21 protein-coding genes are annotated in these 20,863 nt (G+C 67.9%); 9 read left to right on the top strand and 12 right to left on the bottom strand.

Annotated elements, in window-relative coordinates:
* Positions 1-59: 59 nt before the first annotated feature.
* Positions 60-1,034 carry a tripartite tricarboxylate transporter substrate-binding protein gene (locus AC1DJH_RS09395; protein ID WP_472124952.1) on the bottom strand — a complete coding sequence of 325 codons (975 nt, stop codon included), beginning with the start codon at positions 1,032-1,034 and terminating at the stop codon, positions 60-62.
* A 208-nt stretch (positions 1,035-1,242) separates the two neighbouring features.
* Here AC1DJH_RS09395 and AC1DJH_RS09390 point away from each other — a divergent pair, with 208 nt between their 5' ends.
* Together AC1DJH_RS09390 and AC1DJH_RS09385 are read left to right on the top strand one after the other, a co-directional pair.
* The gene (locus AC1DJH_RS09390) at positions 1,243-2,436 is read left to right on the top strand and encodes a M48 family metalloprotease (RefSeq protein ID WP_478185507.1); all 1,194 of its coding nucleotides are present in this window, start codon (positions 1,243-1,245) and stop codon (positions 2,434-2,436) included.
* Between the two features lie 133 nt (positions 2,437-2,569).
* Entirely contained in the window at positions 2,570-3,139 is a 570-nt protein-coding gene (locus AC1DJH_RS09385) for a type 1 glutamine amidotransferase domain-containing protein (RefSeq protein ID WP_478185506.1), read from the top strand.
* Here AC1DJH_RS09385 and AC1DJH_RS09380 read toward each other — a convergent pair.
* Entirely contained in the window at positions 3,084-4,310 is a 1,227-nt protein-coding gene (locus AC1DJH_RS09380; protein ID WP_478185505.1) for a citrate synthase, read from the bottom strand. The genes AC1DJH_RS09385 and AC1DJH_RS09380 overlap by 56 nt on opposite strands.
* Before the next feature lie 82 nt (positions 4,311-4,392).
* Between AC1DJH_RS09380 and AC1DJH_RS09375 the strand changes: the two genes are divergently transcribed.
* Both AC1DJH_RS09375 and AC1DJH_RS09370 read left to right on the top strand, forming a co-directional pair.
* The gene (locus tag AC1DJH_RS09375; RefSeq protein ID WP_472124940.1) at positions 4,393-5,514 is read left to right on the top strand and encodes a citrate synthase/methylcitrate synthase; all 1,122 of its coding nucleotides are present in this window, start codon (positions 4,393-4,395) and stop codon (positions 5,512-5,514) included.
* Between the two features lie 88 nt (positions 5,515-5,602).
* Positions 5,603-6,622, top strand: a complete 1,020-nt coding sequence (locus tag AC1DJH_RS09370) for a hypothetical protein (protein WP_478185504.1) — start codon at positions 5,603-5,605, stop codon at positions 6,620-6,622.
* On the opposite strand, the gene AC1DJH_RS09365 is transcribed toward AC1DJH_RS09370, so the two are convergent.
* The 7 genes from AC1DJH_RS09365 to AC1DJH_RS09335 all read right to left on the bottom strand — a co-directional run bounded on the left by AC1DJH_RS09365 (position 6,613) and on the right by AC1DJH_RS09335 (position 15,204).
* Complete coding sequence (locus tag AC1DJH_RS09365) at positions 6,613-7,860, bottom strand: phenylacetate--CoA ligase family protein (RefSeq protein ID WP_478185503.1); 1,248 nt, start codon at positions 7,858-7,860, stop codon at positions 6,613-6,615. The two genes, AC1DJH_RS09370 and AC1DJH_RS09365, sit on opposite strands and share 10 nt — an antisense overlap.
* A 46-nt stretch (positions 7,861-7,906) precedes the next feature.
* A complete protein-coding gene (locus AC1DJH_RS09360; protein ID WP_435487500.1) occupies positions 7,907-8,719 on the bottom strand; it encodes an ABC transporter ATP-binding protein in 813 nt (270 codons plus the stop codon).
* A gap of 95 nt (positions 8,720-8,814) precedes the next feature.
* Positions 8,815-10,146 (bottom strand): ABC transporter substrate-binding protein, encoded by a 1,332-nt coding sequence (locus AC1DJH_RS09355; RefSeq protein WP_478185502.1) that lies wholly within the window; start codon positions 10,144-10,146, stop codon positions 8,815-8,817.
* 68 nt (positions 10,147-10,214) lie between these two features.
* On the bottom strand, positions 10,215-11,279 hold the full coding sequence (locus AC1DJH_RS09350; protein WP_435487498.1) for a branched-chain amino acid ABC transporter permease: 1,065 nt from the start codon (positions 11,277-11,279) through the stop codon (positions 10,215-10,217).
* 89 nt (positions 11,280-11,368) lie between these two features.
* A complete protein-coding gene (locus AC1DJH_RS09345) occupies positions 11,369-12,298 on the bottom strand; it encodes a branched-chain amino acid ABC transporter permease (RefSeq protein WP_435487497.1) in 930 nt (309 codons plus the stop codon).
* A 168-nt stretch (positions 12,299-12,466) separates the two neighbouring features.
* On the bottom strand, positions 12,467-13,252 hold the full coding sequence (locus AC1DJH_RS09340) for an ABC transporter ATP-binding protein (RefSeq protein WP_435437556.1): 786 nt from the start codon (positions 13,250-13,252) through the stop codon (positions 12,467-12,469).
* Complete coding sequence (locus AC1DJH_RS09335) at positions 13,249-15,204, bottom strand: AMP-dependent synthetase/ligase (RefSeq protein ID WP_478185501.1); 1,956 nt, start codon at positions 15,202-15,204, stop codon at positions 13,249-13,251. The genes AC1DJH_RS09340 and AC1DJH_RS09335 overlap by 4 nt, the downstream gene beginning before the upstream one ends.
* Before the next feature lie 84 nt (positions 15,205-15,288).
* Here AC1DJH_RS09335 and AC1DJH_RS09330 point away from each other — a divergent pair, with 84 nt between their 5' ends.
* The 4 genes from AC1DJH_RS09330 (at position 15,289) to AC1DJH_RS09315 (ending at position 17,663) form a co-directional block, all read left to right on the top strand.
* The gene (locus AC1DJH_RS09330) at positions 15,289-16,077 is read left to right on the top strand and encodes a Crp/Fnr family transcriptional regulator (RefSeq protein ID WP_478185500.1); all 789 of its coding nucleotides are present in this window, start codon (positions 15,289-15,291) and stop codon (positions 16,075-16,077) included.
* On the top strand, positions 16,074-16,547 hold the full coding sequence (locus AC1DJH_RS09325; protein WP_435487494.1) for a hypothetical protein: 474 nt from the start codon (positions 16,074-16,076) through the stop codon (positions 16,545-16,547). The genes AC1DJH_RS09330 and AC1DJH_RS09325 overlap by 4 nt, the downstream gene beginning before the upstream one ends.
* A gap of 62 nt (positions 16,548-16,609) precedes the next feature.
* Positions 16,610-17,377, top strand: a complete 768-nt coding sequence (locus tag AC1DJH_RS09320; RefSeq protein WP_478185499.1) for an SDR family NAD(P)-dependent oxidoreductase — start codon at positions 16,610-16,612, stop codon at positions 17,375-17,377.
* Positions 17,378-17,405: 28 nt separating this feature from the next.
* On the top strand, positions 17,406-17,663 hold the full coding sequence (locus tag AC1DJH_RS09315) for a hypothetical protein (protein WP_435437561.1): 258 nt from the start codon (positions 17,406-17,408) through the stop codon (positions 17,661-17,663).
* A gap of 139 nt (positions 17,664-17,802) precedes the next feature.
* Here the strand turns inward: AC1DJH_RS09315 and AC1DJH_RS09310 are convergent, their stop codons facing one another.
* Both AC1DJH_RS09310 and AC1DJH_RS09305 read right to left on the bottom strand, forming a co-directional pair.
* Positions 17,803-18,831 (bottom strand): MBL fold metallo-hydrolase, encoded by a 1,029-nt coding sequence (locus AC1DJH_RS09310; RefSeq protein ID WP_478185498.1) that lies wholly within the window; start codon positions 18,829-18,831, stop codon positions 17,803-17,805.
* Positions 18,832-18,891: 60 nt separating this feature from the next.
* Positions 18,892-19,872 (bottom strand): Bug family tripartite tricarboxylate transporter substrate binding protein, encoded by a 981-nt coding sequence (locus AC1DJH_RS09305; protein ID WP_435487492.1) that lies wholly within the window; start codon positions 19,870-19,872, stop codon positions 18,892-18,894.
* Between the two features lie 206 nt (positions 19,873-20,078).
* On the opposite strand from AC1DJH_RS09305, the gene AC1DJH_RS09300 reads away from it, so the two are divergent.
* Positions 20,079-20,456 (top strand): VOC family protein, encoded by a 378-nt coding sequence (locus tag AC1DJH_RS09300; protein ID WP_435487491.1) that lies wholly within the window; start codon positions 20,079-20,081, stop codon positions 20,454-20,456.
* A 4-nt stretch (positions 20,457-20,460) separates the two neighbouring features.
* Here AC1DJH_RS09300 and AC1DJH_RS09295 read toward each other — a convergent pair.
* A partial coding sequence (locus tag AC1DJH_RS09295; RefSeq protein WP_478185497.1) for a superoxide dismutase occupies positions 20,461-20,863 on the bottom strand: 403 nt, incomplete at its 5' end.

The following is a 20,863-nucleotide window of genomic DNA, read 5'->3' as shown; positions in this document are numbered from 1 at the left end:
CCATGAAAAAACCCGCCGGTCGCAAGGACCGGCGGGTTTTTTGCCTCGCGACCGAAAGGTCAGTCGGCGTACACGCCCGCGGCCTTGATGATCGGGCCCCACTTGGCGATTTCGGCCGAGACGAACTTCTTGTGGTCCGCCGGCTGGGTGCGGCTGTCGGTGGTGATCACCGCGCCCAGCGCCTCTTCACGCTTGATGAAGCCCGGGTCCTTCATGGCGGCGTTGATGGCCTCGTTGAGCTTCTTCAGCACCGGTGCCGGCGTGCCCTTGGGCGCGTACACGCCGTGCCAGATCGACACTTCGAAGCCCTTGACGCCCGCTTCCTGGAGCGTGGGCAGGTCCTTCAGGGCCGGCGTGGTCAGGCGCTTGGCCGTGGTCACGGCGTAGGCCTTGACCTTCTTGGCCTCGATCTGCGAGGTGGTGTTGGTGGTCTGGTCGCACAGCAGGTCGATCTGGCCGCCCAGCAGGTCGGCGATGGCGGGCGCCGTGCCCTTGTAGGGAACCGGCGTCATCTCGACCTTCAGCGCGCTCTGGAACAGCAGGCCGCACAGGTGGGACGCGGCGCCCAGGCCGGCGTTGCCCAGGTTGATCTTGCCCTTGTTGGCTTCGATCCAGGCGGTCAGTTCCTTGTAGTTGTTGGCCGGCAGCGTGGGCTTGCCGATGAGCGTCATGGGCACTTCGTTGACCATGCCCAGGTACTCGAAGTCGGTCTCCACGTTGAAGGGCAGCTTGCGGTAGAGGGCCGGCATGGTCGACATGCCGATGTGGTTCAGCAGCAGCGTGTAGCCGTCGGGGTTGGCGCGCGCCACCTTGGCCGTGCCGATGGAGCTGCCCGCACCGGCGGTGTTGTCCACCACGATCGTCGTGCCGAGCGTCTTCTGCATGGCTTCCGCCAGGTCGCGCGCGACACGGTCGGTCGGGCCGCCGGCTGCGAAAGGCACCACGAGCGTGACGGTCTTGCCCGCAGGGAAGTCCTGGGCGTGGGCTCCGGCAGCTGCGGCGGCAATCGCCGCGAGGGCGAACAGTTTCTTCATGGGGTCTCCGATTTCCGTGATGGGGGTATCAAACGGCCGCGATCTTATCGGCTGACCACGACCTGACCTATAGCGAATAGCCCTTAGAGCTGCATCGAAATCTGCACAGTGCTGGGGCATGATCGACGCCTGCAGGCCGCGCCGGGGGGCGCGCAAAAAGAACCACAAACCAAGCGGTCTTCCAGGCCGCAACGAGGAGGAAATTCCAATGGATCCATGGGTCTATCCGCGCGAGCGCTGGCTCGGCAACATCACGCTGTGGCTCGGCCTGCTGGTCTGGCTGCTGCTGGTCGTCGGCACGCTGGGCATCGCGCTGGTCTACGTGCTGCTGGGCTTCATCGGCTATGTGTTCGCACAGTCGGCCGTCATCGCCTGGATCAAGGGCACGGGCGTGAAGCTCTCGCCCACCCAGCTGCCCGAGCTGCATGCGCGCTTCGAGGCATGCTGCGGCTTCCTGGGCATCGAGAAGCCGCCCGAGGCCTACCTGCTGCACGGCGACGGCATGTTCAATGCCTTCGCCACGCGCTTCTTCGGCCGCAACTTCGTGGTGCTGCTGTCCGACGTGGTCGACGCCATGGAGCGGCAGCCTGACGGCGTCAATTTCTATATCGGCCATGAGCTCGGCCACATCCGGCGCGGCCACCTCACGGGCCACATCTGGCGCGCCCCCGTGCTGTGGCTGCCGCTGCTGGGCGCGGCCTATGCGCGCGCCAAGGAATACACCTGCGACCTGCACGGCGAGGCCTGCTGCGAAGAGCCAGACTCCGCGCCGCGCGCGCTCGTGGCGCTGGCTGCCGGCGCGCACCAGTGGCGCAACGTCAACCTGCAGGCCTATGCGGCGCAGTCGGTGGGCAACAGCGGCTTCTGGGCCTCGTTCCACGAGCTGATCGCCGGCTACCCCTGGCTCACCAAGCGCGTGGCGCGCGTGCTCGACCGGGAAGCGCGGCTGCCCAGCCGCAACCCGCTGGCCTATGTGCTGGCGATCTTCGTGCCCTACACCGGGCGTGCCGGCGGCGGCGCCCTCGGCGCGCTGATCACGGTGGCCGTCATCGGCGTGCTGGCGGCCGTGGCCATTCCGGCCTACCAGGAGTACACGAGCCGCGCGGTCGTGGCGCAGGCCTGGTACGAAGGCGCTTCGGTGCGCGAGGCGCTTGGCAACTACTACACCGAGAAGGAAGAGACGCCCGAGTCCCTGGCCGCCGCCCGCCTGCCCGACACGCTGCCCGGCGGTGCCACCCTCACGCTCGACCCGCAGAGCATGGTCGTCGAGGCGACCCTGCCCAAGGGCGTGAAGGGCACCCTGCGCATGGAGCCCTCGGAGGCCGACAGCGGCATCGCCTGGCACTGCGTGGCGGGCGACGACCTGCCGGAGAAGGCGCTGCCCAAGGGCTGCCGCAAGTAGGGTTTCAGGGTTCGGGCCTGCCCGTCGATTTGTCCGACAGGCGGACCCGGCGCAGGACGATGCGTCTCGCGAGGGCGGGGCTTAGGGTGGGTCTTCATTGCCATGAAACCACCAACCCAGGAGTGAACCACCCATGCCCATCACCTCATCTTCCCTCGACGGAATGAAGGTCGCCATCCTCGTGTCGGACGGCTTCGAGCAGGTCGAGATGACCGACCCGCGCAAGGCGCTGGACGCCGCCGGCGCACAGACGCAGATCGTCTCGCCCATGGACGGCAGCGTGCGCGGCTGGCATCACCACGACCAGGCCGACAGCTTCACGGTCGACGTGCCGCTGCAGAGTGCCAGCGCGGAAGACTTCGACGCCCTGCTGCTGCCGGGTGGCGTCGTCAACCCCGACGCGCTGCGCATCGACGAGAAGGCCGTTGCCTTCGTGCGGGCCTTCGTGGATGCGGGCAAGCCCATCGCCGCCATCTGCCACGGACCGTGGACCCTCATCGACGCGGGCGGCGTCCAGGGCCGGCACATGACCTCGTGGCCATCGCTGCGCGCCGACCTGCAGAACGCGGGTGCGACCTGGAGCGACCAGGACGTGGTGGTCGATCACCTGCTCGTGACCAGCCGCAAGCCCGACGACCTGCCGGCCTTCAACCGCGAGATGACGAAGCTCTTCGAAGTGGCGCACGAGGCTCAGCTTCAGTGACCGCGGCGGCAGGCCCGGTGTAGCGCGCGCGGGGGCGTATCAACTGCCCCGTGGCCTGCTGCTCCAGCACATGGGCCGTCCAGCCGACGCTGCGTGCCAGCGCGAACAGGATGAGCGGTGCGCCCGCGGGCAGCCTGTGGACGGCCGCCATGGCGGCGAGTGCGAAGTCGATGTTGACGGCCTCGCCCAACAGCTTTTGCCCGATGGCGCGCAACTCGGTGAACGCCGCGGGCAGCTCGATGCCGGCGAGCAGTGCGCCGCAGCGCACGTCGCCGTTCGGATAGAGCGGATGACCGAAGGCCACCAACGGCCTGTCGTGCGCGAGCCATTCGCGCACGGCGGCCTCGGTGCCGATGGCTGCCGCGTTGCGCATCAGCGCCTGCACCGCGGCGGAAGCGCCACCGTGCAGCGGGCCCGTCAATGTCGACAGGCCCGTGAGCAGGCAGGCGGCCACCGAAGCAGCGGTCGATGCGGTCACGCGCGCCGCGAAGGTGGACGCGTTGAGTTCATGGTCGGCCAGCAGTACCAGTGCGCGCCGCAGGTCGTCCGCTGCGCGCGGGCGCCGCCATGCGTTGGCCATGCGCAGGTGCAGCGGCATCGCGCGCGCAGGCGCGCCGCCGCCGACCAGCAGTGCATCGGCCAGCGTGCCGATGACGTCGGCCGCCTCGGCTTGCAGCGCGGTGCGCGAGCGGCCGCGCGTGGGGAGGTCGGTCGTGGCGCGCGATGCGAGCGCCACCAGGCCGGCCTGGAGCGGCGCCGAGTCCTTCGGTGCCGGCGCCGCAGGCGTGGCGGCGGCAAAGCTCACCACCGCGCTCTCCCACAACACCCCGGCAACCTGTTCCAGCGTGGCGCGTTCGGCCAGCTCGCATGCATCCTGCCCCCGGTAGAGCAGCCGTCCCCCGGCCACCGTGGACACACCCGACGCCAGCACCGGCTCCCCCCACTGGATCGCTTCGCTGGCCACCGTCTCGGTGCTGCGTCGCCCGCGCGTGCGCGCCGCGATGCGCTGCACGTCGTCGCGGTGGTAGAGGCTGCGACGCGGGTCCGTTGCATCGGGCTTGGCGCGGATGCGCCCGCGGCTCACGCTGGCGTAGAGCGTCTGCGGGCGTACCTGCATCAGTTCGAGGGCGTCGGCGGCGGGCAGCCAAAGCGGTGCTTTCGTCAAGGTCATGTTGACAGAATAGATCAAGATTGACGTCAATATTCGAAGGGACAGAATCCATCGCATCGTGACAAACCCAGGAGCAAAGACGATGAACGAAGACGATGGCGGCCTCGAAGGCGTGGTGGCCGCACGCACGGTGCTGTCCGAGGTGGACGGTGCCGCCGGCCGGCTGGTGATCCGCGGCCATGAGCTCGACGAGATCGCGCAACGCTGGCGCTATGAAGACGTGGTCGCCCTGCTGTTCGACGGCTTCTTCGATACGCCGCCGCCCGCCGACGGCCTGCGTGCCGCCATCGGCCGCGCACGCCGCGAAGCCTTCGAGCGCCTGCAACCCAACGACGACGCCGTGCTGCGCCGCATGCCGCCCATCGAGGCCGTGCGCGCGCTGCTCGCGCGCCTGCCCGACGGCGACGACCTGCCCACCGCCCTGCGCCTGGTGGCCGCACCCGCCGTCTACACCGCAGCCGTCATGCGCTGGCGCCTGGGCGTGCAGGCGCTCGCGCCCGACGAGGCCCTGCCGCACGCCACCGACATGCTGCGCATGCTGCACGGCCGCATGCCCGCGCCCGTGCAGGCCGCCGCGCTCGACACCTACCTCGTCACCGTGTGCGACCACGGGCTCAACGCCTCGACCTTCGCCGCACGCGTGGTGGCATCGACCGGCGCGGGGCTCGCCTCGGCCGTGCTCGCGGGCATCAGCGCGCTCAAGGGCCCGCTGCATGGCGGCGCACCCGGACCGGTGCTCGACGCGCTGGACGCCATCGGCACGGCCGCCAACGCGCGCCCCTGGCTGGAGGAGGCGGTGGCCGGCGGACAGCGGCTGATGGGCTTCGGCCACCGCATCTACCGCGTGCGCGATCCGCGCGCCGACGCGCTCAAGGGGGCGCTGCGCAGGCTGGGCGACGAAGGCAGCGTCAACGTCGCGCGGTTCGCGCTGGCCGAGGCGGCCGAACAGGCCGCGCTCGCGATCCTGCGCGAGACCAAGCCCGGCCGCGCGCTGGAGACCAACGTCGAGTTCTACACGGCGCTGCTGCTCGAGGCCCTGGGCTTCGGCCGCGAGAGCTTCACCTGCGTGTTCGCCGCGGGCCGCGTGGGCGGCTGGCTGGCGCATGCGCGCGAGCAGGTGAAGAAGGGGCGGCTGATCCGGCCGCAGTCGGTGTATGTGGGCCCCGCACCCAGGGAGGCGGCCGAAGCCGCGCTCGCGCACTGAGCCTGCACGGCGCGCGCGCCGTCATCCGATACCCTCGCTGTCTTCGCATGCCGCTGCGGCATGCGCGAATCAACGAAAGTACTCCAATATGACGGCGAATCCCTCCCTGCAACGCGCACTGCGCCTGCCCCGCGACTTCGCGCTCATCGCGGTGGGCCTCGACGCGGTCATGTTCGTCATCAACATGGCCCTGCTGCTGGCGCCTTCCACGCCCGAGGCCGAGCAGATGCGCGGCGCGTACACCATGCCCGGCGTCTGGGTCACGCTGCTCGCGGGCATGGCGATGTCCTGGCTGCTGGCCGCGGCGCTGTCGTGGAGCCACGGGCGCCATGCGCTCGAGCGCCAGGGCGCGGCCCGCGTGGCCCTGGCCCACGATGCGCGGCTGCGCTTCGGCGGTGTGTGGGTGCTGGCGATGGTGCTGAACTACTACGCGCTGACCCCGTTGTTCTACGAGCTCCAGGTGATGTTCATGCCGGGCGGCCGGCTGGAGGGCGTCTTCGCCTATTCGCCTCGCATGTACATGGGCGTGGCCATGATGCTGCAGTCGCTGGTGCAGATGGTGGTGCTGGTGCTCGGCCTGTGGCTGGCGGCACGCATCGCGCTGATGAAGAGCCGCGTTGCAGGGGCACCCGCGCAGGAAGAGGGCGCAGCCGGGGAGCCGGTCCCCGGGTCGCCGCGCCGCGCCGTCGCGCTGCTGGTGGGCGCGCTCTTCGCGGCGCTGCAGCTTTGGAGCGGCCTGGCCGTGGCCCGCTGGGCGCCGCCGTCCAGCGACCTGGGCGTGGGCATGCTGCTGCTGACCTGGGTGCTGCCGGCCCTCGTGACCTTCGCGCTCGCGGCCTGGGGCGGCTGGCTCGGCACGCGACCCGGGCTGTTGCTCGCGCGCCCGTTCAGGGCCGTGGCGGCCGCGGTGTCGGCCTTCCTGCTGGTGCAGGTGAGCTGCATCGTCGTGGCGCTCGCATGGCTGTTCGTGGCCGCGAAGACCTCGTTCAGCTTCTACAGCGGGGGCGGCATCATCGGCTTCGTGCTGGCCGTGGTGCTGCTCTACACGGCGATGGCGGTCGTGCTTGCGCGCGCCGCCACGCGCGTGCTGTACCGCCGCTACTTGTAGCTGCGCGCGTCCTCGATCACCTTGCCGTCGTTGGGCAGGCTGCCCGGCGCCACCAGCTCGATGGTGCCGCGCAGCTTGGTCACTTCGCGCACCGCATCGGCAATGCGTGTGTCGAGTCCTTCGGGCGCGCCTGCGCATTCGAGCCTGAAGGTCATCCGGTCGTCGCCCATCTCGCCCGACACCACGAGCCGTGCGCGCTGCACTTCGGGAAAGCGCCGCACGACCTGCGCCACCTGCGAGGGGTGGACGAACATGCCGCGCACCTTGGTGGTCTGGTCGGCGCGCCCGAGCCAGCCCTTGATGCGCCGGTTGGTGCGCCCGGTGGGGCAGGTGCCCGCGAGCACGGCCGACAGGTCGCCGGTGCCGAAGCGCACCAGCGGGTAGTCGGGGTTGAAGGTGGTCACGACGACCTCGCCCACTTCACCGTCGGGCACCGGGTCGCCGGTGCCGGGCCGCACGATCTCGACCAGCACCCCTTCGTCGATCACCAGGCCTTCGCGCGCGCTGGTCTCGTACGCGATCAGGCCGAGGTCGGCGGTGGCATAGCACTGCGTGCCCTTGACGCCGTGCGCGGCGATCCAGTCGTGCAGGCTGGGCGGAAAGGCTTCGCCGGAGACCAGCGCCTTGGTGAGCGAGGGCAGCGTCAGCCCTTTTTCCTCGGCCTTCTCCAGCAGGATCTTCAGGAAGCTCGGCGTGCCCGCATAGCCGTCGGGCCTGAGGTCGGCCATGGCTTCGAGCTGCTGTTCGGTCTGGCCGGTGCCACCCGCGAACACGCTGCAGCCCATGGCATGCGCGCCGCTTTCCATGATGGAGCCGGCGGGTGTCATGTGGTAGCTGAAGCTGTTGTGGATCAGCTCGCCGCCCCGAAAGCCTGCCGCATGCAGCGCGCGCGCCGTGCGCCAGTAGTCGCGCGCCTCGCCCTCGGGTTCGTAGATGGTGCCGGGGCTCGCGAACACGCGCGGCATGCGCGGCCCGCGCACGATGGACGAAAACCCGCCGAAGGGATCGTCGGCGCGGCGTGCCTTCTGCAGGTCGAGCAATTCCGATTTGCGCGTGACCGGCAGTCTGGCCAGTGCCTCGCGCGTGGTGATGTCCGCGGGCTTGACGCCGTCGAGGATCTTCGTGAACGCTGGTGCGGCGCTCTGCGCCTGCGCGATCTGCCTGGGCAGCGCGGCCAGCAGGTCGCGTTCGCGCTCCGCGGGGTCGCGGATCTCGAGGTGGTCGTAGTGGTCGGTCATGTCCGGACCCTTCATCAATCGATTCGTTGTCTGTGGGGTGGGGACTTCAGGCCAGCCAGCGCTTGCGCCGCTTGTAGCTCTTCACGTCGCGGAAGCTCTTGCGGTCCGCGCCGCCGACGCCGAGGTAGAACTCCTTCACGTCCTCGTTCTCGCGCAGGCTCTTCGCCTCGCCGTCCATCACGATGCGGCCGTTCTCCAGGATGTAGCCGTAGTCGGCGTAGCGCAGCGCCATGTTGGTGTTCTGCTCGGCCAGCAGGAAGGTCACGCGCTCCTTGGTGTTGAGGTCTTTCACGATCTCGAACACCTCCTCGACGATCTGCGGCGCCAGGCCCATCGAGGGCTCGTCGAGCAGCACCATGGTCGGGTTGGCCATCAGCGCGCGCCCGATGGCGCACATCTGCTGCTCGCCGCCCGAGGTGTAGGCCGCCTGGGAGGTGCGCCGCGTCTTCAGGCGCGGGAAATACGCGTACACCTTGTCCAGCGTCTGCTGCACCGCGGCCTTGCCGTCGGTGCGCGTGTAGGCGCCCGTCATCAGGTTCTCCTCGATGGTCAGGTGCGCAAAGCAGTGGCGGCCTTCCATCACCTGGATCAGCCCGCGCTTGACCAGCTCCGCCGGCGACAGCGCCTCGATGCGGTCGCCGCGCAGCTCGATGGTGCCCTTGGTCACGGCGCCGCGTTCGCCCGCGAGCAGGTTGCTCACCGCGCGCAGCGTGGTCGTCTTGCCCGCGCCGTTGCCCCCGAGCAGCGCCACGATGCCGCCTTCGGGCACCGAGAGCGACACGCCCTTGAGCACCAGGATCACGTGGTTGTAGATGACCTCGATGCCGTTGACGTTGAGAAGGATGTTGGGTTCGCTCATGGTGTGGTCCGAAGCATTCGACAGCGCGGCAAAGGCGCCGCGCTGTCGAATGGCGGCTCCTGCGAGCCGCCACCGTGACCGAGTGCGTCAGTGCATCAAGACTGGCAATCCGCTGCCTCGCGGCGCGTCAGCTTCTTCTCGGTGGCGTACTTGTCGGCCGCAGCCTTGGCCATCGGCTTGATGATCTGCTCGTCGGCCTGGTACCACTCGGGCGCGATGTTCCACTTGGCGCCGTCCCAGGTTTCCATGCGCGCCCAGGTCGAGCCGATGTGGTCCTGGCATGAGGTGCTCACCGGGCGCATCACACCGGCGAAGCCCAGCGCGTCGAGCTTCTTCTGGTCGAGCGCCAGGTTTTCCAGGCCCCAGCGCACCTGCTCGCCGGTCATGACCTTGCCCTTGCCGAAGCGCTCCTGCGCACGCTTGACCGCCTCGACGCCGAGCATCGAGATGATCGCGCCGCGCGTGTAGAGCACCGAGCCCACTTCGTCCTTCGGACCGGTGCCCTGGCCCTTGTCGTGCACCTGCTTCAGGATGTCCTGGATCACCTTGTTCTCGGTGCCCGAGCCGTTGAGCGCCAGCGCGTTGTAGCCCTTGGCGTTGGCGCCCACGTCCTTCACGTCGGGCTCGGCACCGGCCCACCACACGCCATACATCTTCTCGCGCGGGAAGCCGGTGGCCACGGCTTCTTTCAGCGCGGTGGAATTCATCACGCCCCAGCCCCACAGCAGCACGAAGTCGGGCCGTTGCTGGCGCACCTGCAACCAGGCGGACTTCTGCTCCACGCCCGGTGCGGTCACCGGAATGAGCGACAGGTCGAAGCCGTGCATCTTGGCGCGCTCCTGCAGCAGCGGGATCGGCTCCTTGCCGAACGGCGAGTCGTGATAGACCAGCGCGATCTTCTTGCCCTTGAGCTTGTCCAGGCCGCCTTCTTTCTTGCCCAGGTGCTGGATCAGGATGTCGGCCGCGGTCCAGTAGCTGCCCATGAGCGGAAAGTTCCACTTGAACACGCCCCCGTCCTGCGAGGCCGCGAGGCCGTAGCCCAGCGTGACCAGCGGGATCTTGTCGGCGAGCACCTTGTCGGTCAGCGCGAAGGTGATGCCGGTGGCCTGCGGGTCGAACAACGCAACGCCGGGGCGGCCCTTCAGGCGTTCGTAGCATTCCACGCCCTTGTCGGTGGCATAGCCGGTTTCGCATTCTTCAAAAGTGATCTTCACGCCGTTGATGCCGCCCTGCGCGTTGACCAGCTTCAGGTAGTCCTGCTTGCCGTTGGCCCATGGCGTGCCGTTGGGTGCGTAGGGGCCGGTGCGGTACACCAGCAGCGGGAAGAACTGCTCCTTGGCCTGCGCGCTGGCCATCGATGGCGCGAGCATGGCGCCGAGGGTGCTGGCCACCAGGGCGGCGGTCAGAGCGAGCGATTTCAGTTTCATGCCTGTCTCCTTATGTGGGCACCTCGGTGCCGGGTTTTTTACGAACGAACGGGAACGCTGGAAACGAACTAATGCGGGAAGGGCCAGAGGCGCAGCTTCTCCTTGGCCGTGGACCACAGCCGCGCGAGGCCGTGCGGCTCGACGATCAAAAAGAACACGATCAGCGCGCCGAAGATCATGGTCTCCAGGTGGGAGGCCAGCGCGGTGGAAATGGAGAAGCCCAGCCACGCGGGCAGCTGGTTCAGAAAGAGCGGCAGCAGCACGATGAACGCGGCGCCGAAGAAGCTGCCCATGATCGAGCCGAGCCCGCCGATGATCACCATGAACAGCAGCTGGAACGAGCGGTCGATGCTGAACGCCGCCGGCTCCCACGCGCCCAGGTGAATGAAGCCCCACAGCGCGCCGGCCACGCCGACGATGAAGCTGCTGACCGCAAAGGCCGTGAGCTTGGCGTACACCGGGCGAATGCCGATCACCGCGGCGGCCACGTCCATGTCGCGCATGGCCATCCACTCGCGGCCGATGGCGCTGCGCACCAGGTTCTTGGCGAGCAGGGCGAACACGACCACGAAGGCCAGGCAGAACAGGTACTTCTGCACCGGCGATTCGATCGGCACGCCGAACACGTTGAGCCCCGCCACACTCACCGAGCCCGAGGAAGAATTGTTGGTGAACCACTGGATGCGCAGGAACGCCCAGTCGGTGAAGAACTGCGCCGCGAGCGTGGCCACCGCAAGGTACAGGCCCTTGATGCGCAAGCTCGGAATGCCGAAGAGCACGCCGATCACCGTGGCGCACAGGCCGCCCAGCAGCAGCGAGGCGATGAGCGGCATGCCTTCGATGCGCACCTGGAAGTTGTAGGCCGCATAGGCGCCCACCGCCATGAAGGCGCCGGTGCCCAGCGAGATCTGGCCGCAATAGCCCACCAGGATGTTCAGGCCCAGCGCGGCCAGCGAAAGAATGAGGAAGGGCGTGAGGATGGCGCGCATCCAGTAGTCCGACACGCCCAGCGGCACCACGATGAATGCCACGAGCAGCAGCACCAGCATTGCGATGCGGTCCTGCGCGATCGGGAATATCTGTTGATCGGCCCGGTAGCTCGACTTGAACTGGCCGTTTTCTCTATAAAACATATCAATGCCCGTCCGGCCGCCCGAAGGGCATTGAGCGCCCCCTCGGGGGGCAGCGATACACGAAGTGATGAGCGTGGGGGCTTTTCATTTCAGACCCGATCGATGATTTTTTCGCCGAACAGGCCCTGCGGACGAACCAGCAGGAAGACCAGTGCGAGCACGTACGCGAACCAGATCTCGATGCCGCCGCCGAGCATGGGGCCGAGATAGATTTCAGACAGCTTCTCGCCGACGCCGATCAAGAGGCCGCCGATGATGGCGCCGGGTATCGAGGTGAGTCCGCCCAGGATCACCACCGGCAGCGCCTTCAGCGCCACCAGCGACAGCGAGAACTGCACGCCCAGCTTCGACCCCCAGATGATCCCGGCCACCAGCGCCGAGAAGCCGGCCACCGACCACACGATCACCCAGATGCGCTGGAGCGGAATGCCGATGGACTGCGCCGCCTGGTGGTCATCTGCCACTGCGCGCAGCGCCCGGCCCGTGGCGGTCTTCTGGAAGAAGATGGCCAGCACCACCACCAGGCCGGCCGCCACCAGCGCGGCGACCAGGTCTTCCTGGCTCAGCAGCAGGCCGCCTTCGAAGGTGCCCTGCAGCACCATCAGCGGCTCCTTGGGCATGCCCACGTCGATCTTGTAGATGTCGTTGCCGAAGATGGTCTGGCCCAGGCCGTCCAGGAAGTAGGCGATGCCCAGCGTGGCCATCAGCAGCGTGATGCCTTCCTGGTTCACCAGCTTGCTGAGCGCGAGCCGCTCGATCAGCCAGGCCACGGCGATCATCACGGCCATGGCCGCGATGAAGGCCAGGATGTTGGCGAGCACCAGGCTCTGGAAGCCGAACCACAGCGGGAACCATTCCGAGAAGCGCGCCATGGCCAGCGCCGCGAACAGCACCATCGCGCCCTGCGCGAAGTTGAAGACGCCCGAGGCCTTGTAGATCAACACGAAGCCGATGGCGATCAGCGAATACAGCATGCCGACCATGAGGCCGCCGAAGAGGGTTTCGAGGAAAAAGCCCATGGTCAGTTTCTTTCTTGTTTTTCTCCCTCCCCCGCTGGGGGAGGGTTGGGGTGGGGGCACGCGGCGCTCGATGAGGTGCTGCTGTGTCTCAAGGGCCGTCGTGCCCCCATCCCAGCCTTCCCCCACAGGGGGAAGGAGCAATGCTTCCTGGCGACGGTTGGCATCGCGTCAGTGCTCCACACCCAGGTACGCCCGGATCACGTCTTCGTTGTTGCGCACTTCATCGGGCGTCCCGTCCCCGATCTTCTTGCCGTAGTCCAGCACCACCACGCGGTCGGAGATGTCCATCACCACGCCCATGTCGTGCTCGATCAGCACGATGGTCGCGCCGAACTCGTCGTTCACGTCGAGGATGAAGCGGCTCATGTCCTGCTTCTCCTCCACGTTCATGCCGGCCATCGGCTCGTCGAGCAAGAGCACCTGCGGCTCCATGGCCAGCGCGCGGCCCAGGTCGACGCGCTTCTGCAGGCCGTAGGGCAGGCGGCCCACCGGTGTCTTGCGGTGCGCCTGGATCTCCAGGAAGTCGATGATGTGCTCGACGAACTCGCGGTGCGCGAGCTCTTCGCGTTCGGCCGGGCCCCAGCGAAAGGCCTGCGCCAGCAGCCCGCTCTTCATCTTCAGGTTGCGCCCCGTCATGATGTTGTCGAGCACGCTCATGCCCTTGAACAGCGCCAGGTTCTGGAAGGTGCGCGCCACGCCCATCTCGGCCACCTGGCGCGAGTTCATGTGCTTGAAGGTCTGGCCGCGGAAGGTGATGGAGCCCTGCTGCGGCCAGTACACGCCGTTGATGCAGTTGAGCATCGAGCTCTTGCCCGCGCCGTTCGGCCCGATGATGGCGCGCACCTCGTGCTCGCGCACGTCGAAACTGATGTCGGTCAGCGCCTTCACGCCGCCGAAGCTCAGCGAAATGTTCTGCACGTCGAGGATGACCTCTCCGGTCTTGCGAGTGCTCATGCCGCGGCCTTCACGATGGGAAACGTCTTCGCTTCGACGATCTTGAGCGTGGCATTCACCACCCCGGTACGTCCGTCCTCGAACTTCACCTGGGTCTCGATGTACTGCTCGGTCCTGCCGCCGTAGAGCGCCTCGAGCAGCACCGCGTATTTCTCGGCGATGAAGCCGCGGCGCACCTTGCGCGTGCGGGTGAGTTCGTCGTCGTCGGGGTCCAGTTCCTTGTGCAGCACCAGGAAGCGCGCGATCTGCGTCTCGCCCATGCCGTCCTCGCCCGCCAGGTCTGCGTTGACCTTGCCGATGCACTCGGCAATGAGCGCCAGCACGTCGGGCTTGCCCGCCAGGTCGACGTAGCCGCCGTAGGACAGGCCGCGCCGTTCGGCCCAGTTGCCCACGGCCTCGAAATCGATGTTGATGGCCGCGCACACTTCGTCGCGCGCGTTGCCGAAGCACACGGCTTCCTTGATCTGCGGAAAGAACTTGAGCTTGTTCTCGATGTAGTTGGGCGCGAAGATCGCGCCGCCCACGAGCTTGCCCACGTCCTTGGCGCGGTCGATGATGCGCAGGTGGCCTTCGCTGTCGAGCACGCCCGCGTCGCCGGTGTGGAAGTAGCCGTTGGCATCGAGCACCTCGGCGGTGGCGTCGGGGCGCTTGTAGTACTCCTTGAGCACCGACACGCCGCGCACCAGCACCTCGCCGTCTTCGGCGATCTTCAGTTCGATGCCCGGCGCCGCGGTGCCCACGGTCTGCAGCTTGACCTTGCCGTCCTGCTGCAGGCACACGTAGGCGCAGGTCTCGGTCTGGCCGTAGAACTGCTTCAGGTTCACGCCGATGGAGCGGTAGAAGCGGAACAGGTCGGGCCCGATGGCCGCGCCGGCCGTGTAAGCCACGCGGATGCGGCTCATGCCCAGCACGTTGCGCAGCGGGCCGTAGACCAGCAGGTTGCCCAGGCCGTACATCAGCCGGTCGCCCGTGCTGACCGGCGCGCCGTTGAGGATGTCCGCGCCCACGCGTTGCGCGAGCGCCATGAACTTCGCATACAGCCAGCGCTTCGGGCGCGCCGCGTCTTCCATGCGGATCGACACCGCGGTGAGCAGGCCTTCGAAGGTGCGCGGCGGGCCGAAGTAGTAGCTCGGGCCGATCTCGCGCATGTCGTTCATCACCGTCTCGGCCGACTCGGGGCAGTTCAGCGTGAAGCCGCCCACCAGCCACTGCGCCACCGAGAACAGGTGGTCGCCCACCCACGCCATCGGCAGGTAGCTCATGATGTTGTCGCCGGGGCCGAGCCGGTCGGTCTCCACGCCGCCGCGGCCCGCCGCGATGAAGCTCGCATGCGTCTGGCACACGCCCTTGGGGCGGCCGGTGGTGCCCGAGGTGTAGAGGATCACGCCCACGTCCGTCGCTTCGCCGGCGGCCACCGCGCGGTCGTAGTAGCCCAGGTTGGCCTTGTCGAACTCGCGGCCCAGCGCGCGCAGCTGCTCGTAGCTCATGAGCCCGGGCTGGTCGTAGTGGCGCAGGCCCTTGGGGTCGTCGTAGATGATGTGGCGGATCGCGGGGTAGCGCTCCTTCTGGATCTCGCGGCACTCCAGCAGCTTGTCGACCTGCTCCTGGTCCTCGACGAAGACGAACTCGATGCCCGCGTCTTCCAGCATGAACACCATCTCGCTGGCCACCGCGTCCTGGTACAGCGGCACCGGCACGCCGCGCAGGCTTTGCGCGGCGACCACCGCCATGTACAGGTGCGGGCGGTTGGCGCCCACGATGGCCACGTGGTCGTTGACCTTGAAGCCGAGGCTCGCGAGACCGCAGGCCATCTCGCGCACCTCCTGCGCCACGGCGTTCCAGGTCCAGGTTTGCCAGATGCCGAGGTCCTTCTCGCGCACGGCGGGCGACTCGGGTCGGGCTTCGGCATGCGCGAGCAGCAGACGGGGGAAGGTGGGGGCGGTTGTTTGCACAGTGGGCGGATCGTAGGTCTCACTTTGACGCCCGGGTGTCGTTCCAACGACAATCCTAGGGACACTACTCCCCGGAGTTTCCCGATGCCTCAAGGCAGTCCTTCCCATGGCGGTTCTCACAGCGTGCTCGGCGGTTCGATCAAGGACCGCGTGCGCCCCGCCAACGCCGCCGAGCTCGGCGGCATCCCCTGGCTGCTCACGCTCACGCCCACCGAGCGCCGCCGCGCCGAGGCCGCGCTCGTGGTGGGCGAGGCCGAGCCCGGCGACCTGGTGTGCCGCGTCGGCCGCTCGCCCACCTACTGGTTCGGCGTGGTCGAAGGCCTGCTCAAGATGAGCAACGACAACGCCGACGGCGGCTCGGTCACCTACACCGGCGTGCCGCCCGGCGGCTGGTTCGGCGAAGGCACGGTGATGAAGCGCGAGCCCTACCGCTACAACATCCAGGCGCTGCGCCGCAGCGTGGTGGCGGGGCTGCCGATCGAGAGCTTCCACTGGCTGCTGGACCACTCCATCGGCTTCAACCGCTTCGTGATGAACCAGCTCAACGAGCGGCTGGGCCAGTTCATCGCGGCGCTGGAGATCGACCGGCTCAACAACCCCGACGCGCGCGTGGCGCGCAACCTGGTGTCGCTGTTCAACCCGGTGCTGTACCCGGGCGTGGGCGAAGTCTTGCGCATCACGCAGCAGGAGCTGGCCTACCTGGTCGGCCTGTCGCGCCAGCGCGTGAACGAGGCGCTCAACGGCCTTTCCGCGCAGGGGTTGATCCGCGTGGAGTACGGTGGCCTGCGCGTGCTCGACCTGCCGGGCCTGCGCGTGAGCGCGATGTCGAACAAGAAGAACAGCCAACCCTCCGCGGAAACGGAAACCCCATGACGCTCAAAGACCAGATCCAGATCGTGCCCGCGAACGCGGAGGCCGCGTTCATTCCCCCGCCGGAGCCATCGAAGAAGCCCAAGGCCGAAGAGGCCGGGCCGACGCTCGAAGAGGCCCTCGCGCGCAATGAGCAACTGGCCGAAAGGCTCGAGGAACTGGACGCGGTGCTTGCCAAGCCGCTCAGCGAGATCCTGGCCGACCGCGAGAAGTCCGAAGAGGCCGCGCTCGCCTGGGACCGCTTCGGCGCCATGTGGATGCTGTCGCAGCGCGCCATGCGCCGCGTGGCGCTCGACCTGGCGGCGCAGCTCGGCGTGAGCGAGGAAGAGGTCGTGGCGCGCGCCATGACGAACGCCAACGCGGTGCTCAACGGCGCGGATGAAATCGACTTGGGCGGCACCGTGGCGCCCGCGCAGCTGCAGCACATCGCCAGGCATCGCGCTTTCCTGCGCAAGCAATTCAGGACCGGTTGAGCCGCGAGGCTTTTCGTTACCCCTTAACCTCCCGCCTTCTTTCCAGAAAGACTTTCTTCCAGATGACCGCTTCTTCCCACCTCACCCTCATCACCGGCGCCTCGCGCGGCCTGGGCCAGGCCATGGCCGAACAGCTGCTGCAGGCCGGCCACACGGTGCTGGGCATTTCGCGCAAGCAAAGCCCCGCGCTGGCCGGGGCGGCCAAGGCCGCGGGCGCCGAGCTCACGCAATGGGAGCAGGACCTGTCCGACCCGGTCGCCGCCGCGGCGCGCCTGTCGGCCTGGCTGCAGACCGTCGATGCGCAGCGCTTCGACAGCGTCACGCTCATCAACAACGCGGGCACCGTCGGCAACCCCGCGCCGCTGTCGGGCGCCGTGGCCGCCGAGCTGTCGCTGGCCCTGCGCATCGGCCTCGAAGCGCCGATGCTGCTGACCTCCGCCTTCCTGGGCGCCACGCGCGAATGGCGCGGCGCGCGCAAGGTGCTGAACATCTCCTCGGGCCTGGGCCGCAACGCCATGGGCAGCCAGGCGCCGTACTGCGGTTCCAAGGCCGGCATGGACCACTTCTCGCGCGCCGTGGCGCTCGAGGAAGCCCATGCGCCGAACGGCGCGCGCATCGTCTCGCTGGCGCCCGGCGTGATCGACACCGACATGCAGGTACAGCTGCGCGGCGCCACGGCCGAGAAATTCCCGGACCGCACGCGCTTCGAGAAGATGAAGAACGAAGGCCTGCTCGACAGCCCGGCCACGGCCGCGGCCAAGGTGCTGAAGTACCTGGCGCGCGCGGACTTCGGCATGAACCCCGTGGCCGACGTGCGCGACCCGGCCTGAGCCTCAAAAGAAGAAACGGCAGCACACCATGGCCACCGCCAAGTCGATCGACACCAACGACTACAAGCTCTTTCCGTCGCCGCGCAACGTGCACCGCGTCATCTTCGAACACCAGGTCTTCGTGCCGTACCCGTACGCGCTGATCGTGCTGGACGAGTTCTACTTCAAGGGGCGCAGCAGCCTGTTCTCGGCCTGCCGCATGAGCGACGGGAAGATGGGGCAGGTGGTGACCTTCGAGCTGGCGTCGGACGTCGACATCTTCAATACGAAGTTCGTGCCGGACTGAGCGGGGAGATTTCTCCCTCCCCCTCTGGGGGAGGGCAGGGATGGGGGCAAGCGGCGTATCAATGGCGGTCGGCCTGTCGATTGCCGTCAGCCCCCATCCCGACCTTCCCCCAAAGGGGGAAGGAGCAAGACGGTAAGCCTCACTGCATCGTGAACCGGTCGCGCTGCGCCTGCGCGCACTCCCCCATCAGGTTCAACGCCCGCGCCACCGTCGGCGTGCCGAGCACGAACGGATTCGCCGCCCCTGCCGGCTGCTGCCGCAGCGCCGCCAGCTTGGCCTGCGAACTGTCGATGGCCGAGTGGTTCGACACCAGCACGTCGATCTTCTGTGCCGCGACCACCGTGGACATGCGCCGCGTGGCGTCGATGTAGCTGTCCAGGCGCGGCACGTTCTTGCCGAAGTTGAAGGACGTGCCGCCCCAGAGCAGGACCCGGTGCTTCTGCCCGCCGGAAGTCACGTCGAACACCGGCGACAGGGTGCCCATGGTGTGGCCGGGCGTGAGGTAGAGCGCGACCGTGGTGTCGCCCAGCGTGACGCGGTCGCCGTCCTTCGCCGAGATGTCGTTGGCGCCGCGCCTGGGCGGCGCGCCCCAGATCGGCGTGGCGAACTCGAGCCTGGTCTCGGTCATTTGCCAGTCGGTGTCGCTCATCACCACCCGGGCGCCGTACTTCTGCGCCAGGTAGGGCGCGCCGCCGTAGTGGTCGCCGTGGCCGTGGGTGACCACCACGTACTTGATCTGCGCCGGGTCCAGGCCCAGCTTGCGCATGCCGCCCTCGATGAGCGCGGCAGCCTCCACCTGGTTGTTCAGCGCATCGATGAGGATGATGCCGTCCGAGGTCGTGATCGCCCAGGCGCTGACCCAGTCGGCCCCCACGAAGTAGAGGTTGTCGAAGGCCTTGCCGGGCGGCGGTGCCGGCTGGTTGATGAGGGCGGTGAGGCCCCTGTCGAGCTCGGCCTGCGGCGGCTGCGCGGCGGGCGCGGGCTTGCACAGCGTGAGCAGGGGGCCGAGGTCGGTGCCCGCCGCTTGGGTGGCCGCCGCGACGTGGGCGGCGACGCTGGCGTTGGAAGGCGGCTGAAGAGAGGACTGGGCAGGCGTCTGCGCACAGCCCTGCAAGAAAGCGACAGCCGCTGCCAGGGCGGCTGTCTTCAGGAAAATCGAATGAACCATGGGTGTCTCCATGCCGTCGGAGCGGCTTGTTCTGGAGACACCATTCTGCGGTGCGCAGGCTTATTCGATTGTCGCGCCCGAGGCTTGCACGATGCCCTTCCACTTGTCGTAGTCGGTCTTCAGCAGCGTGCCGAACTGGGCCGGCGTCATGCTCTGCGGCTCCGCGCCCTGGGCGATGATGGCGGCCTTCATTTCGGGCGTGGCCAGCAGCTTGTTGATTTCGGCGTTGAGCAGGGTCACCACGTCCTTGGGCGTGCCGGCCGGCACGAAGATGCCGTACCAGGTGCTCACGTCGAAGTCCTTGTAGCCGAGCTCGGCCACGGTGGGCGTGTCGGGCAGCGAGGTGCTGCGCTTGGCCGAGGTCACGGCCAGCGGACGCAGCTTGCCCGACTTGATCTGCGCCATGGCCGAAGGCACCGACGACACCATCAGGTCGACGTTGCCCGCGAGCACGTCCATCATGGCCGCGTTGGAGCCCTTGTAGGGCACGTGGCGCATCTTGATCTTGGCGGCGCTGTCGAAGATCTCGCCGGCCAGGTGGATGGTGGTGCCGTTGCCCGGCGAGCCGTAGGTGACGGTATCGGGCGCGGCGCGCGCGGCCTTCACCACGTCGTCGAGCGTCTTGAACTTGGAGTTGGCCTGCGTGACGATCACCACCGGCGTGTAGGCCACGTGGGCCACCGCGGTCAGGTCCTTCACCGGGTTGTAGCTCAGGTTCTTGTAGAGCCAGGGCGCCACGACCATGTTGTCCTTCTGGCCCATCACGATGTCGTAGCCCGTGGGCGCGGCGCGCGCCGCCTCGGCGATGCCGATGGTGCCGCCGGCTCCGCCACGGTTGTCGGGCACCACCGTCCAGTGGTTGGTCTCGGTGAGCTTCTGGGCCACCAGGCGCGCCAGGATGTCGGTGCCGCCGCCGGGCGGGAAGGGCACGATCATGCGGATGGGCTTGGCGGGGTAGCTCTGCGCATGCGCGGCGGCCGCGGCGAACGCGAGGGGGAGTGCCAGCGCAAGGGCCAGCGTGCGGGTGAGTTTGCGGATCATGGGTTTGTCTCTTTGTCTGGACGGATCGGGGTTGCAGCAGCGGCGATGGAGGTCTTTGGGCCTCACTGCACCAAGGGTGCAGTGTGCCGCAAGCGCCGCGGCGGTGTTTTCGTGGTTCGCGATGGGTCCCGTATCAGACGGCGGCGACTTGACAGGGCCGTTTCGGCGCCGAACATGAAATGTCGATCCAGACAAAGGAGACAACCATGCTCGCAAACATCGATGCGGTGGCCAACCTCGCGGTGAAAGACCTCGCGGTGGCCCGCCGCTTCTACGAAGGCACGCTGGGCCTTGCGCAAGTCGGCGCGGAAGGCGACGAAGTCGTGGTCTACGGCAGCGGCACCACGCGCATCAACGTGTACCGTTCGTCGTTCGCCGGCACGAACCAGGCGACGGCAGTGACCTGGCAGGTCGGCGCGGACATCGAGCGCCTCGTTGCTGCGCTCAAGGCCAAGGGCGTGCGCTTCGAGCACTACGACATGCCCGATACGAAGCTCGAAGGCGACCTCCATGTCATGGGCGACATGAAGGTCGCGTGGTTCAAGGACCCCGATGGGAACATCCTGAACCTGATCAACGGCTGATCGATCAGCCGAAGTTCTTCGCCGCGAAGTCCCAGTTGGCCAGCTTGGCCAGGAAGGTCTCGACGAACTTCGGGCGCAGGTTGCGGTAGTCGATGTAGTAGGCGTGTTCCCAGACGTCCACGGTCAGCAGCGCGGTGTCCGCAGTGGTCAGCGGCGTGCCGGCGGCGCCGGTGTTCACGATGTCCACCGAACCGTCGGCCTTCTTCACCAGCCACGTCCAGCCCGAACCGAAGTTGCCCACGGCCGACTTCACGAAAGCTTCCTTGAACGCGTCGTAGCTGCCCCACTTGGCGTCGATGGCCTTGGCCAGCGCGCCCGTCGGTGCACCGCCGCCCTGCGGCTTCATGCAGTTCCAGAAGAAGGTGTGGTTCCAGATCTGCGCGGCGTTGTTGTAGATGCCGCCGCTT

This window comes from Variovorax sp. 10N412 (genome assembly GCF_056394985.1).
The sequence above is the reverse complement of the archived record's forward strand: the minus strand, read 5'-3'. Positions and strand labels throughout refer to the sequence as shown.

Bases quoted from the DNA above. Each gene is read 5' to 3' on its own strand.
- AC1DJH_RS09315 (WP_435437561.1), top strand. From the start codon at position 17,406: ATGGCCACCGCCAAGTCGATCGACACCAACGACTACAAGCTCTTTCCG.
- AC1DJH_RS09340 (WP_435437556.1), bottom strand. From the start codon at position 13,252: ATGAGCACTCGCAAGACCGGAGAGGTCATCCTCGACGTGCAGAACATT.
- AC1DJH_RS09325 (WP_435487494.1), top strand. From the start codon at position 16,074: ATGACGCTCAAAGACCAGATCCAGATCGTGCCCGCGAACGCGGAGGCC.
- AC1DJH_RS09365 (WP_478185503.1), bottom strand. From the start codon at position 7,860: ATGACCGACCACTACGACCACCTCGAGATCCGCGACCCCGCGGAGCGC.
- AC1DJH_RS09395 (WP_472124952.1), bottom strand. From the start codon at position 1,034: ATGAAGAAACTGTTCGCCCTCGCGGCGATTGCCGCCGCAGCTGCCGGA.
- AC1DJH_RS09355 (WP_478185502.1), bottom strand. From the start codon at position 10,146: ATGAAACTGAAATCGCTCGCTCTGACCGCCGCCCTGGTGGCCAGCACC.
- AC1DJH_RS09360 (WP_435487500.1), bottom strand. From the start codon at position 8,719: ATGAGCGAACCCAACATCCTTCTCAACGTCAACGGCATCGAGGTCATC.
- AC1DJH_RS09350 (WP_435487498.1), bottom strand. From the start codon at position 11,279: ATGTTTTATAGAGAAAACGGCCAGTTCAAGTCGAGCTACCGGGCCGAT.
- AC1DJH_RS09320 (WP_478185499.1), top strand. From the start codon at position 16,610: ATGACCGCTTCTTCCCACCTCACCCTCATCACCGGCGCCTCGCGCGGC.
- AC1DJH_RS09380 (WP_478185505.1), bottom strand. From the start codon at position 4,310: ATGACCTTGACGAAAGCACCGCTTTGGCTGCCCGCCGCCGACGCCCTC.
- AC1DJH_RS09370 (WP_478185504.1), top strand. From the start codon at position 5,603: ATGACGGCGAATCCCTCCCTGCAACGCGCACTGCGCCTGCCCCGCGAC.
- AC1DJH_RS09345 (WP_435487497.1), bottom strand. From the start codon at position 12,298: ATGGGCTTTTTCCTCGAAACCCTCTTCGGCGGCCTCATGGTCGGCATG.
- AC1DJH_RS09375 (WP_472124940.1), top strand. From the start codon at position 4,393: ATGAACGAAGACGATGGCGGCCTCGAAGGCGTGGTGGCCGCACGCACG.
- AC1DJH_RS09330 (WP_478185500.1), top strand. From the start codon at position 15,289: ATGCCTCAAGGCAGTCCTTCCCATGGCGGTTCTCACAGCGTGCTCGGC.
- AC1DJH_RS09305 (WP_435487492.1), bottom strand. From the start codon at position 19,872: ATGATCCGCAAACTCACCCGCACGCTGGCCCTTGCGCTGGCACTCCCC.
- AC1DJH_RS09300 (WP_435487491.1), top strand. From the start codon at position 20,079: ATGCTCGCAAACATCGATGCGGTGGCCAACCTCGCGGTGAAAGACCTC.
- AC1DJH_RS09390 (WP_478185507.1), top strand. From the start codon at position 1,243: ATGGATCCATGGGTCTATCCGCGCGAGCGCTGGCTCGGCAACATCACG.
- AC1DJH_RS09385 (WP_478185506.1), top strand. From the start codon at position 2,570: ATGCCCATCACCTCATCTTCCCTCGACGGAATGAAGGTCGCCATCCTC.
- AC1DJH_RS09310 (WP_478185498.1), bottom strand. From the start codon at position 18,831: ATGGTTCATTCGATTTTCCTGAAGACAGCCGCCCTGGCAGCGGCTGTC.